General features: G+C 63.5%; 18 protein-coding genes. 1 reads left to right on the forward strand and 17 read right to left on the reverse strand.

Going from position 1 to position 11,715, the window contains the following annotated elements:
- Window positions 1–3 precede the first annotated feature (3 nt).
- The 17 genes from PGN16_RS04275 to PGN16_RS04355 all read right to left on the reverse strand — a co-directional run bounded on the left by PGN16_RS04275 (window position 4) and on the right by PGN16_RS04355 (window position 10,982).
- Window positions 4–1,890, reverse strand: a complete 1,887-nt coding sequence (locus tag PGN16_RS04275; RefSeq protein ID WP_335308155.1) for a phage portal protein — start codon at window positions 1,888–1,890, stop codon at window positions 4–6.
- 47 nt (window positions 1,891–1,937) lie between these two features.
- Window positions 1,938–3,314, reverse strand: coding sequence for a phage terminase large subunit (locus PGN16_RS04280; RefSeq protein ID WP_335308156.1), 1,377 nt, complete (start codon window positions 3,312–3,314; stop codon window positions 1,938–1,940).
- The gene (locus tag PGN16_RS04285; protein ID WP_335308157.1) at window positions 3,311–3,598 is read right to left on the reverse strand and encodes a hypothetical protein; all 288 of its coding nucleotides are present in this window, start codon (window positions 3,596–3,598) and stop codon (window positions 3,311–3,313) included. The genes PGN16_RS04280 and PGN16_RS04285 overlap by 4 nt, the downstream gene beginning before the upstream one ends.
- Entirely contained in the window at window positions 3,595–3,774 is a 180-nt protein-coding gene (locus PGN16_RS04290) for a hypothetical protein (RefSeq protein WP_335308158.1), read from the reverse strand. The genes PGN16_RS04285 and PGN16_RS04290 overlap by 4 nt, the downstream gene beginning before the upstream one ends.
- On the reverse strand, window positions 3,771–4,211 hold the full coding sequence (locus PGN16_RS04295; RefSeq protein ID WP_335308159.1) for a hypothetical protein: 441 nt from the start codon (window positions 4,209–4,211) through the stop codon (window positions 3,771–3,773). Before PGN16_RS04295 ends, PGN16_RS04290 begins: the two co-directional genes overlap by 4 nt.
- Window positions 4,208–4,420 (reverse strand): hypothetical protein, encoded by a 213-nt coding sequence (locus PGN16_RS04300; protein ID WP_335308160.1) that lies wholly within the window; start codon window positions 4,418–4,420, stop codon window positions 4,208–4,210. Before PGN16_RS04300 ends, PGN16_RS04295 begins: the two co-directional genes overlap by 4 nt.
- On the reverse strand, window positions 4,417–4,950 hold the full coding sequence (locus tag PGN16_RS04305; RefSeq protein ID WP_335308161.1) for a hypothetical protein: 534 nt from the start codon (window positions 4,948–4,950) through the stop codon (window positions 4,417–4,419). Before PGN16_RS04305 ends, PGN16_RS04300 begins: the two co-directional genes overlap by 4 nt.
- Window positions 4,947–5,099, reverse strand: coding sequence for a hypothetical protein (locus PGN16_RS04310; RefSeq protein ID WP_335308162.1), 153 nt, complete (start codon window positions 5,097–5,099; stop codon window positions 4,947–4,949). Before PGN16_RS04310 ends, PGN16_RS04305 begins: the two co-directional genes overlap by 4 nt.
- A gap of 250 nt (window positions 5,100–5,349) precedes the next feature.
- A complete protein-coding gene (locus PGN16_RS04315) occupies window positions 5,350–6,531 on the reverse strand; it encodes a virulence-associated E family protein (protein WP_335308163.1) in 1,182 nt (393 codons plus the stop codon).
- Window positions 6,521–6,850, reverse strand: a complete 330-nt coding sequence (locus PGN16_RS04320) for a hypothetical protein (RefSeq protein ID WP_335308164.1) — start codon at window positions 6,848–6,850, stop codon at window positions 6,521–6,523. The genes PGN16_RS04315 and PGN16_RS04320 overlap by 11 nt, the downstream gene beginning before the upstream one ends.
- Complete coding sequence (locus PGN16_RS04325) at window positions 6,847–8,226, reverse strand: DEAD/DEAH box helicase (RefSeq protein ID WP_335308165.1); 1,380 nt, start codon at window positions 8,224–8,226, stop codon at window positions 6,847–6,849. Before PGN16_RS04325 ends, PGN16_RS04320 begins: the two co-directional genes overlap by 4 nt.
- Window positions 8,219–8,557 (reverse strand): hypothetical protein, encoded by a 339-nt coding sequence (locus tag PGN16_RS04330; protein WP_335308166.1) that lies wholly within the window; start codon window positions 8,555–8,557, stop codon window positions 8,219–8,221. The genes PGN16_RS04325 and PGN16_RS04330 overlap by 8 nt, the downstream gene beginning before the upstream one ends.
- Window positions 8,554–9,438, reverse strand: coding sequence for a DNA-methyltransferase (locus PGN16_RS04335; RefSeq protein ID WP_335308167.1), 885 nt, complete (start codon window positions 9,436–9,438; stop codon window positions 8,554–8,556). Before PGN16_RS04335 ends, PGN16_RS04330 begins: the two co-directional genes overlap by 4 nt.
- On the reverse strand, window positions 9,435–10,046 hold the full coding sequence (locus PGN16_RS04340) for a helix-turn-helix domain-containing protein (protein ID WP_335308168.1): 612 nt from the start codon (window positions 10,044–10,046) through the stop codon (window positions 9,435–9,437). Before PGN16_RS04340 ends, PGN16_RS04335 begins: the two co-directional genes overlap by 4 nt.
- Entirely contained in the window at window positions 10,043–10,522 is a 480-nt protein-coding gene (locus PGN16_RS04345) for a hypothetical protein (RefSeq protein ID WP_335308169.1), read from the reverse strand. Before PGN16_RS04345 ends, PGN16_RS04340 begins: the two co-directional genes overlap by 4 nt.
- Window positions 10,519–10,734 carry a hypothetical protein gene (locus PGN16_RS04350; RefSeq protein ID WP_335308170.1) on the reverse strand — a complete coding sequence of 72 codons (216 nt, stop codon included), beginning with the start codon at window positions 10,732–10,734 and terminating at the stop codon, window positions 10,519–10,521. Before PGN16_RS04350 ends, PGN16_RS04345 begins: the two co-directional genes overlap by 4 nt.
- A complete protein-coding gene (locus PGN16_RS04355) occupies window positions 10,731–10,982 on the reverse strand; it encodes a carph-isopro domain-containing protein (protein ID WP_335308171.1) in 252 nt (83 codons plus the stop codon). The genes PGN16_RS04350 and PGN16_RS04355 overlap by 4 nt, the downstream gene beginning before the upstream one ends.
- Before the next feature lie 96 nt (window positions 10,983–11,078).
- Between PGN16_RS04355 and PGN16_RS04360 the strand changes: the two genes are divergently transcribed.
- Window positions 11,079–11,660, forward strand: a complete 582-nt coding sequence (locus tag PGN16_RS04360) for a LexA family transcriptional regulator (RefSeq protein ID WP_335308172.1) — start codon at window positions 11,079–11,081, stop codon at window positions 11,658–11,660.
- The last annotated feature ends 55 nt before the right edge of the window (window positions 11,661–11,715 follow it).

Genomic DNA, 11,715 nt, shown 5'->3' on the forward strand with positions numbered 1-11,715 from the left:
GGATCATTCCTCCGTGATCTTCGACTTCCAATCCAAGTCCAGCGGCTCGAACAACTCCGGCCCAAAGCGCAGCGCGCCGGTGAATGGCTTGACCGCCTCTACGTCGACGTCGCCAGCGTCGTAGGTCAGCGTGACATGCGGCTGATACTCGTCGAAGTCATGTGATGCGCCGGCCTCAACCATGCTGCGATGGCGCCACGACAGGTCGTCGGACGCGAACAGCAGCACGACCGCGTCCTCGCCCAGCTTCTCCACCGCGCGCGGCCCGCCGGGCTTGATCGACAGATTGCCCTTCTGGTCGTCGCTCCACGTCGTGCCCATCTTGATCGGGTCGACCGGCTGACGGCTATACAGCACGGTGACGTGCATGTCCGATGCGTCGAGCGTGGTTTTGAACCCCTGCGCCTTTGCCCAGCGGATCACCTCATCGGCGTTCAGGAGCTTGCGCTGGACGTAGAGCGGTATCGGCTTGGCGTCGTTGGCAGCACGGCGCACGGGGGCGCTTCCATCGCCACCCGCCGCCGCCTGAGATACAGGATCACCTCCTTCCGCATCATCATCCGGACCTTCAGCGATCGCGGACGGGAACCGCTCATCCTCGGGCATTTCGGCAAGCGCGCCGTCGAGCCCAGCAAGCCAGCCTTCCTCAACCGCCGTATGCTGGACCGCCTTGCTGAACGCGGGCTCGGGCACAGATCCGGTCGCCTGCAACGCAGTGACGCCCTGCATCCGCTTGTAGAACACGTCGGCCGCTTCGCTGTCGGTCATCTTGGCGAGTGGCGGGAAGGAGTAATTGACCGACGCGGATGGGGTGACCCCAGCCGATCGCAGCAGCACCGGGTCGATCCGATCCAGTGCCGGGCGCAGAGTGGCTTCCTGATCGGCCCCGATCTTGTCGTTGTAGTTGCGCTCGTCGCCCTGACCGGTCGCGTTCATGCCGTCGGCCGACTTGCCGAGGAACCGGGTCGCTGGGATGTCGAACGCGCCAGCGACCGCAGCGGCGTACGTGCGGATCATGTCCGGCATGCCGTTCCAACTGATCTGGCGCGTCTCCCACGTCTCACCGGGGCTGTCCTTGCCACGGCCGCCGTCGAGAATGCGGGTGTTGTGCGTCGACTTGATCGCGTTCGCCACCGACACACGCTTGAGCACCAGCGCCTCGCCATCGGCGGTCGCCAGCGTCTGCGTCAGGTTCGGTATCGTGACGGTGTCGAGCTTGGCTTCCTCGATCAGCGAGGCGAAGCCGTTCATGGCAGCCTCAGCGTTCTTCACCGCGTCGATGACCGAGACGAATTCGCTGTCGCCCCAATACCAGTCGTCACCGGAAAGGCCGCGCAGCGCCGGGATGCGCTTGCCCTTGAATGCGATGATCCTGCTGGGGTGGATGCGGACACCGCGCCCAGCGCTGGCCAGCTCGAAATACGCAGGTTCGCCGAACAGTGGGTCGGTCGGGTCGGTGATCGCTGGGCCAAGCGACACCTGATGGCGGTTCATGACGTGGAGATAGGTCAGGCCACGAGCAGCGACGCGTTCAGCGATCAGCGGGGTAGTGGGATCATCGCGACCGACGCCCATCACGATCAGCCCGCCGCCCAGCCGTCCCAGGACCAACGCCTGATTGAGCTTCTGCCACAGCCCCAGGCGACGCTCTTCGGCTTCGATCAGGTCGACGGCATCCTCGTCAGCCTGCCAGTCGCGGCGCCCACGGGTCATGTCGAACGGGGGAAGGTCGATGCCCTTCCGCATCATCCACGACGTGCGGTACGCGGCTTCGATCTCGGTGGGGTCGCTGCAGCGGTAGTGGAAACGGCCAGCAGTGCGCTTGTCGACGCTGGTGCCGGCGCCAGAGACGAGGTTCATGAGCCCGTCGAAGAAGCGCCAGCCTGCCATGGTGGTGGGATACGGCTGGCGGCGGGGACTGGATTACGGCGGACAGGTCAGCCCAGCAGCCGCGCCAAATCGTACTCAGCTTCACCCAGCATCAGCTCCGTCAGCGCCCAGACCAAGGCATCGGCTCGGTCCGGCGAGCCCTCACCGACGTAACCGCCCGGCGTGAAGTTGCACATCTGGTCCTCAAGGTCGGCGAACACCCCGACGTGGCTGATGCGGCCCTGCTCGTAGAGCGCGGCCACCGGCTCGGCGCGCACAACCTTGCCCCGGGTGGCGTCGACAGCCTTGAACGGCACGGTCTTGTCGGTGGTCTGGACAATCGCGCGCACCATGTCGCCGCCATAGTTCTTCTCGCCGACGATACGGTCGCCGCCCCAGCGCCGGTAGCGATCGACAGCGCGCCGGCCCCAGCCTTCAGGTGACAGGTTGCAGGTGGCGTCCTCGAACACATAGCCGCGGCCATCGATACCGAGACCGCCTACCATAATGCCGACGTCATCGCCGTTGCCGTCTCCCTTGGTGCCGGACGGGTCAACCGACACGACGACGCGCCGCATGCCGATGCGGGCCCCGTTGTAGATCACGACCGGGCTGTCACCGTCCCATTCCAGCTGCGCGCGGAATTTGTCGATGCCGGGGATGGTGCCGCCCTCTGTTTCGCGATCATCCAACGCCCACAGCGCCCCGTTGACCTCGCTCGCCCATTCACCGGCCTCGAACCGCAGCCGCTTGGCGGCAGACATGGACGCAAGCACATCGAAATACTCGGCGGGCAGATTGTCGGCGTTGTCGGACGGGTTGACCTTCATCTCGACGTAATCGTCGGGGTTCGGCAACGCTTCCTTGGTGCCGGGCTTCACCTTGGATCGGAATAGCTGGTACGACCAGTGCAGCTTAGACGGCGGGTTACAGTCGAAATACGCCTTGAGCGCCAGATGCGTGCGGCCGGTCGCCTGGGCGATCTCCGGCGCCAGCTCGCACTTTTGCGCGAGACGCGACATGGCCGTCTCAATCGATCCCCACGGGATCTGGCTGCTCTCGTTAAAATACAGCGTCACGTACTCGGCACCCAGGATCTTCTCGACCCGCTCCTTGTCGTCCAACCCTGCGATCCAGATCTGCGATCCATTGGGCAGGTCGAGGTAGAAGTCGGTCTTGTCGAACCGCGCCCGCAGCGTCGGGAAGCACAGCTTCAGCACCTTGGGCATGGTGTCCGCCCAGATGCTCGTCTTCGCGTGGTTGAAGCGGAACCGGAAGATCGCGTGACGGCTGCCCGGCGCGTTGATGGCGCGCTGGATGATGTTGCGCACTAGGATGAACGTCTTTCCCGAACGTGACCCGCCGCGCAGCATGATGTTGCGGGCAGGGCCGTTCAGGAGGGATCGGGCCTCACGCTGGCGGGGGGTAAGGGCGGCGGGTGTCACTGGTCAATCGTGACCGGCTGCTTGCGAGTGACGGTGACGTCGAACAAGCACTCGTTATCGGCATAAGCGTAGGTTTGGGTGTTGCTGATAGTGACCCCTTCGCCGACAAAACGCCTGTGACGCTCAGTACGATGTATCTGTGTTGCTAAGCTGCGGCCGAGCACCGCCATCCACTGAGGGAGATCCTCGCGATGCGCCTTTTGCTCAGCGCGGCCGCGCCACCACCAGCCGAACAGCAGTCCGGCGAGGAAGAAGATCCAGACGGAGGCGTCTTCGTGGGTCACGAACGCGGCTCCAGCCATGCAATAGCGACTACCCCAAGTGCACCGACAGCGATCAGCGCCAGCGCCAAGCAAACACCAAGCATGCCGCGGTCCCATGACGCGCCGGCGAAGACCGCAGCGCTACCAGACACCAGAAGCCCCATACTGATGGTGCCCTTCCGATCAATCTCGCTCATGCCGACGCATCCTCGCTCGACACGACGATCGCCATCGGCCCGCCATCAGCACCAGCGTGCTTGATCATCTCGCCGTAACGCTTGGGGTCCCACTTCGCGAGAAGCTTCAGCCGCGTCTCCACCCGCAGCTTCGACCGCATCAGCCATTCCTTGTTCGGGATCGGCCCGTGTTGCGTCTCGATCGTGTCCTGCTCAGTGACCTCGTCAGCGATGCTCAGGGCATCGATCGCAATCTGATCGAACCCTTCCTCGCGCGCGCGCGCGATGGCTCCAGAAAGCTCTTGGTCACTTCCAGCCCAGTCATAGACCGTCGATGTCGCAGGCATATCCTCCGCACCACAGATGATCGTCAGCGGCGTGCCTTTACGCAATCCATCGATGATGCGCGCGATCACCTCATCCGTCCGCTTGGACGGGCGCCCGGTCGGCTTTTTCATCGCACTACTCCCGCTCGGCGCCCATTGGTCTGCACAGCCGCCCGCTCAGCGAGCAGGGCCGGTCCGCCCGCCTTGGCGATCAGCTGCAACAGCACAGGTGTCGATGCCCCGTAATTCCGCTCCAGCGCGCGCCAGCCGCCACGCAGGAAGACGGCACGCACCTCGACCGGGTCGGCGGAGATGGCGCTGCTCTGTCGTACGTTGGTCATAGATCGATAACCCCCAAGTTTGCTTCTTCCGCCAGTTCCATGAAGCTCTCGCGTGCGGCACGCGGTGCCCGGTTCCACGCCTGCGCGATCAGGCGCATCGCGGTATCCTCCGGATCGTCATCGGGCAGCATCGGCACCTGAAGATCACGGATGACACGAACCTGTGCCTTGAGCGCTGCTGCGGTGATCCTGCCCTCCTCCGCCTTCGCCAGAAGGTTTTCCGCCTCGGTATCGTCCGGCACCGCCATGACCGCGAGATGGTGACCGAACGACAGCGCAGCGTGCCGACGGTCAGTTGGGAAACGCCGGCACGTCTTCACGATCGGATCGAAGCGTTCCACATCGCTACGGAAGATCGTCAGCGCCTCAGTCCGGGCGCGCTCACCGTAGCGATCGGAACCAGCGATCAGCCAGTCGCCAATCAGCCAATTGATCGTCCGAGCACTGCGGCACAGCTGGCGTCCAAGATCCGACCATTCCTCGAACGTGGTCGTGTCGGGCAAGTCGAGCGTAATCTGGGCGGGGGTCATCTCGCGCTCCATTGGCGAATGTAGAAAGCGGCATGGTCGGCTCGGATGCCGTATTTGGCAGCGAGCTTGGCGGGGTTGGCGCGGGCGATGGCGGTGGGGTCCGCGTGCATCATGGCGACGATGAAGGGGGTGAGGCCGGTGTCGGTCACTGTCCGTAACCTCCGTCCAGAACCGGCAACATTCCCCCGGCCTTATATTCTCCCCCTCTTTCTTCTTCTTTTGATCTGAAAAGAGAAAGGTTATGGACATAGGGCTGAAACCCGCAGAAATCCTCACGTCCACGACCGTCCGTAACCGCGGTACATAACCGGTTGTCCATGACGTCAGTTTGCGAGTGTGTCGCATATCCGCTGACGGGGAGGTTATGGACAGCAACGTCGCGGACAGGGGTTGCGGACATCATGCTGAAACGTCCTTCCGCCAGGCGATGTAGGTCTTGCGGTTCTCGTCTTTGGGTGTCGTCCGTTTGTATCCGAGCGCCTTCAGGACTGTCGCGACACGCATCTGCGCCTTGCGGTCCATGCGGTCGGTCGGGATCCCCAGCAGGCGCATAGCGGCGGTCGGCGTGACCTCAGGCACCCCGGACAGCTTCTCGCCCAGCAGAGGCTCCCAAGCGTCCTGTTCTTGCCTTGCGGCCGTCTGCGCAGTGGCGAGCGCTTCCTCTTCCTTCTCAAGCCACCATCGCTCGCCTTGGCGGTACAGCTGCTGCGCTTCGGCCCATAGCTGATCGCGCCATTTGCGGATGCCGGCGAGATCGATCTTGGTCACCGACACGGGCCAGTAGCGCCGGTTGCCGGTGCTGTCGGTGAGGTAGCCGAAGTCCTCCGGGTTGATGGTGCCGAAGAACACACAGCGCCTCGGATGAACGGTGGCAATCTTGGCGTAGGGCAGCACCACCTTGTCCGAGCGCATCGAGATGAGCCCTTTCACTGAGGCGCTATCCTTCTTGAAGAAGGCAACGAACTCGGCGAGCTCGACCACCCATGCGCCCATCATCTGCATGACCATCTTGTTGTGCTGGTCGAAGAGGCTGACGGACTCGGCGGTGTAATCCTCCCCGAACAGCGCAGCGATCGCGCTCGACTTGCGGATACCCTGGTCGCCTTCGAGCACGAGTACCGTGTCGACCTTGCAGCCGGGGTCGCGGGCGCGGGCAACGGCCGAGATCAGAACTTTCGGGCCGATCGCGCGGACGAATTCCGTGTCGTTAGCGCCGAGCAGCGATTGCATCCAGCGGGTGAGGCGGGGCTTTCCGTCCCACGCGAGCCGGTCCAGATAGTCGGTGATCGGGTTGTAGGCGTTGTCGAGCGCGACGCGGTTGACAGCTGCCGGCACATCGCTCTTAGACGGCAGGAACCCGGCATGCTCAATGAGCATCTGGATGTCGACGTAATCGGCTTCGCGGAGCGGGCGGCCTTTCCACTCGATCTGGCTCGTCAGCTCGTTGAATTTGAGCTCCGGGCCGATGCCGCTCAGGTTGCGAACGTACAGGACGAGATTGTACATCGTCTTGCGCTCGCCCTTGCTGCCAATTTGCAGCCGGCTGCGCCAGGCGTTCAACGGAATAGCCTCAGCGGCCATGGATGCGCTCCAATGTCATGGCCACTGCATCGTCACCGGTGCCATCGGTGGAGCGGGCGAGGATGTAGACGGCGCCGGCGGCCTCGGCGGCTCGGGCGAACGCTTGTTGCGGCTTCCGCCATGCGTCGCGACCAACCTTGGCTTCGATCGCGTAGAGCCGACCGGTTGGGGCCGCAGCAAGCAGGATGTCGGAGGATCCGACCAGCCCATAACGGACAAGCCGACCCTCAGCCTTAAGCGCACCGGTGTTGTTGCTCCAGGCGAGGCCGAGCGGCGACACGGCGAGCAGCAGCTTGTTGACGAGATCGGCGTGCGTCATGCGCCCGCCCTCCATTGCTGGCGCTGCTTCATGATGTGACCAGCCCAGGCGACCGGGTATTTGTACCGGCGCTGCTTCCCGAGCTCGATCAGCTGATCAAGCGTGCGGGCGGACTTCAGCTCATGGCGCTTGCGGGCGCGGATCGCGTCGAGGTCGACCACCTCAAGCGTGCCTTCGACCTGCTCGACCTCACGCGCCTGCGTCGCGTAGGTGTGACCACACTGCGGACACTCGGGTGCCGGCTGGTGAACGCGGAAGCATTCAGGGCATTGCTTGACCGGCACCTCGGTCTTGGCGCCGCGCTTCTTCTTCTGACGGTCCTCCAGCGACCACTCACGATCGTCGTCGGGGAGGCCGTGACGCATGGCGTTGCCGGCATGGTCGAGGATGATCGCGTGCGGCTTGCCCGGTGCGGGGCGTAGGGCGCGACCAATCTGCTGAAGGTGCAGCGACAGCGACTGCGTCGGCCGCAACAAGATCACCGCCTCGACCGCCGGGACGTCGAAGCCCTCACCGAACAGGTCGGCGTTAGTCAGAACCTGGATCCGGCCGGCGGAGAAGTCGGACACGATCGCGTCACGCGCGCCACTGTCCATGCTGCCATCGACATGCGCCGCCGAAATGCCGGCCACGGTGAACTGCTCGGCGACGTGCTTGCTGTGCTCGATTGACACTGCGAACGCGATCGCGCGCTTGCCGGGCGCCAGCTTGCGATAGTGTGCCACCGCGTCGCCAACGATTGACGGCTTGTCCATGAGCTTAGCGAGGTCGTCGCGCTTGAAGTCGCCGCCCTGCGTGGCGACGCCGGTTACGTCAGCTGCGGAGGGGGCGAACAGCCGGTAATCGCAGAGCGCGCCGCGATCCATCAGATCGGCGACAGTCGGGCCCTGCACCATGCTCTCAAACCACTGGCCAAGACCGCGGCCATCGAGCCGCCACGGGGTCGCGGTCAGGCCGACGATCTGCGCGCGCGGGCACGCCTCGAAAATCTGCTGATACTGCGCGGCGCCCATGTGGTGGCATTCATCGAAGATGATGAGGTCGGGCGGGGGCAGCTTGCCGATCCGGCGGGCCAGCGTCTGGACGGAGCCTACCTGCACCATGGCATCAACGTCGCCGATCGATCCGCCCATGACGAGGCTGTGCGGGATCTCCATAGACCAGAACGTGCGGCTGGCCTGCAGGATGATCTCGCGGCGGTGAACGACCCACCAGCACCGGCGACCGCGCTGGGCTGCGGTCTTGACCATATATGCGCTGGTTACCGTCTTGCCGCCGCCCGTGGCAAGCTGGACCAGCACGGTGCGATCCATGCCGCGGAATTGCGCGCGGATGTCGGCGATCAGCGCCTGTTGATAGTCGCGGAGCTCAATCACGGGTGGCCCTTTCGATTTCCCATGCGGCCTGCACCGTCAGCTTCAGCGCGGTGTTCAGGGCGTTCAGCTTCCGAAATGGCGCTTCGGCGTAGACAGCCGAGGTCGCCAGCTGCGAAACCTCATGCAGGATGGCGGCCGCAGTCGGGCCCGCGCGACGCATTGCTGCGCCGGCGCGATCACGAAGCATCGCCAGCTCGACACGCGCAGCCATCGTCATCTCGTCTTGGTTCGGGCAATGGATGCTGATGGAGTGGCGGTGCGCGCGTTCCGCTGCGGTCCCATGCAGGAACTCGCGCGCCCCTTCGATGGGAGAGCGGAACGGCGCGTTCATGCCGCGCGTCCCCAGGGACTGCACAGCGCGGCGAGCGTCTCCGTGATGCCAATCAGCATGAAAGCCTCGGGCGGGGGCGGTGATCGCAGATCGTCGGCGACGATCAAGCGCGCCTCGCCGATCTCGATGCCGGCATTGGCCGCCGCGGCATCGATCGGTTCACCATCGCGGATCGCGCGGCGGAAGAGACGCAGCTGCTGCGAGCCGCCGGTCATGCTGCCACCCCCGCCAAAGAGATTGCCCTGTCGCTGAGCGTCTTCGATGCGGCGGCAAGCGATGTCGAAATAATCAGGATCGATTTCGCAGCCAACGAAGCTCCGCATTGCCTTTACGGCGGAGATGCCCGTCGTCCCGACGCCCATAAATGGATCTACGATGATAGGCGCGTCTACCAACGACAGGCACCAATCCATGAGCGCGATTGGCTTCTGCGTTGGATGCCAGCGCTCCTTTCCGCCAGTCTTCTCCGATGCTTTGCAGATGCCTTTCCACATGTGCGAGAAGATGCGGTCTTTCCCGCGTCCCTTGCGCCAAGCAAACTCTACATCGCTAAAGGAGTCGAAAGCGGCGAGACCGGCAAGCTTATCCCATGCAAGCCAGCGCCCGTGAGGTAGGCGCTGTGCAAAGTGATTACCGCCCCAAAGTATAACATCAGAAAATTCGAGCCATTCTGTTGGATCGAAAGCTTCGTCATCCCCATGAACCGGCTTCAGGTTGCGGACGTTGTGCGATCCCTTACCCCCTCCACTCATAGCGAAGCCGATCCCGTAAGGCGGATCGCTAACAATCGCCGCTGCTCTATCCAACGGCGGCAGCACCTCGCGACAATCGCCAAGGTACAATGTCGCGTTGCCAATTACTTCTTTGCGCTGACAGATCATGCCGCCACCTGCTGCCAGGCTTCGGGGTTCCAGCCATTACGGCGGGCGCGGCTGACGATCTCTTCAGCGTTAAGCGGATAGGATCCGCCGCGGCTCCAGAACATGCCGTTCGGATCGTATCGGCCTGCTTCATTGCAGCGGGTGACGGGGCCGAAGCGGCGAAGATAGTCCGCCGCGCGCCCGGCCAGCGTGTTGTCGAGATGCGGGCGATCGATCGGGGCCGTGACACGATTGACGACGCGCGCCGGCCGCTTGGGCGCCGGCTGCCGAACGAACGGTTCGGGCTTGGCAGCCGGGCGGACATTCCGACCACGGGGGCGCTGCAACCCGCAGATAGTGACCCACCGCTGTACGGTGCTGCTGGAGGCGTTGTAGATCTTGCGCAGTTCCGCTTGCGGGTGCTCCGCCCAAGCGTCGGCGAAGCCCTCTGGCACAGGCTTCAAATCAGGCTTCCCGCAAGCCCAAGCGCCCAGCCCGCGGCGAGACACAACTCGAATGATGCTCTCGCGTGACCGGCCCATCTCGGCAGCGATCTCGCGCGCGATCTTACCTGCAGCGACCATGTTCTTGATCTTGGTCAGATCGTCGTAGCTGTAGGTGCAGTTCATGCGGCGCGCCCCGCTGCGATCATCTGCATGCCGCGCTCAATCTTGCGCCGGCCGATCTCGGGAAGCTGCGCACGTTCCGCCGCGTCCCACTTCTGATCCGCGGCCATGCGCACCACGGTCGCCGTGTCCTCAGCAGCCTCGGCCGCAATCGACATCGGCGTAGGCTCCTCGCCGTCAGGCAGATCGAACGCGCCTTGATCGGCCAAATGCAGCCATTCATTCGTGAAGGCTGCCCCGAGAAAACGCGAGATCGAGAGCAGCGCGTCGCCGGGCAGCGCACGCCAGTCGCAATTGCCGGGCTCGACCAGCGCGCATTCAATCATGCGATCCTTGACGCCGGTGCCGTTCGACAGCTGCTTGACTGAGTAGCGGCGACCGCGGCCAACGAAGAGGCGCAGCGCGGCGCTGATTGTCTCGCCGTAACGATCGCGGGAAATGAGTGCGGTTTCTCCCGCTGACGACTTAACCTGCATCATGCAGAGGCATCCTCATGAGAACGATTGTAGGGCTTGGTCGGGCCGATGCTGCGCGAGAGGCGGTCGAGGCCGTGGCGCAGGCCGAAGAGGGCGGCGATCGCGGCGCACCAGATTGCGATGACGCCCCAGGGCAAGAGCGCGACGAAGGCGATCACAACGGCCACATTGACGACGGCAGCAAGGTAAGCGGCGAGGTGGCGGCGCAGGGTCATGCGGCGACCGATGCAACGGGTTGCGCCTTGGGCGTCCGCTCGCGGCTGGCCAAATATGCGAGAGCCTCAGGACTTAGCGCCCGCTCAAGCCGCCGAGCAGCATCGGCAACAGCCGGGCGGCGCCAAGGTGGAATTTCAGCAGGGGAGCGGTTGCGCCATTCGCTGACCGTCTGCTGCGGGAAGCCAGTCGCTTCGGCTAAGGCGCTCACGCCGCCGAAGGTTTCGAAGATGCTGCGAACCACGTCCATGGGCCTAGCATTACCGATTATCGGTTAGGTATGCAAGTCTCTACCTTACCGACTTCCTTTCACGATTTTGCTGCGGCGCAGTGCCATAATCGGCGCATGCCCGGCTTCATCTTCGACCGCGAACTCGTCCGCTCCCGTATGCAGGAGAAGGGTGTCAACCGCTCCGATCTAGCGAAAGGCGTGGGATTGCCTCATGCCAGTGCCGTGTCAAAAATCTTCAATGGCGAACGCGCTGTGAAGGTTGATGAGGCGGCACGAATTTACGACTTTCTTGACCTGCGTCAGGTCGAGGGCACTGGCGTTCGATCGATCCCAATTATCGGCCTTGCGGCAGCGGGAAACTGGCGCGATGCTATCGCCATGCCTTTGGGACAGATGGTTATTCCAGATCACCTCACAGGGGATCGAGCCTTCGCAATTGAGGTGAAGGGCGACAGCATGAACCTGCTAATTGATGATGGCGGCTGGGTTGCGATCGACCCCGAGGATCAGGTGTTGAAGGCTGGGAAGTGCTACCTAATTCAGAACGACGAATTTGGGGTCACGGTGAAGCGCTATATGTCGAAGCCGGCCCGGTTTGAGCCAGTGTCTGACAACCCCGAGCATAAGGCTTTTGAGGTGACAGACGTGCGGTATCACATTCTGGGCCGGGTCGTGTGGAAAGGCGAGCCGCTCTAATTATTTTTGACGTACCGAAATTCGGTATTGCGCATGTGACCGATAATCGGTAATT

The organism is Sphingomonas phyllosphaerae, from assembly GCF_036946485.1.
GTDB classification, from domain to species: Bacteria; Pseudomonadota; Alphaproteobacteria; order Sphingomonadales; family Sphingomonadaceae; genus Sphingomonas; species Sphingomonas phyllosphaerae_E.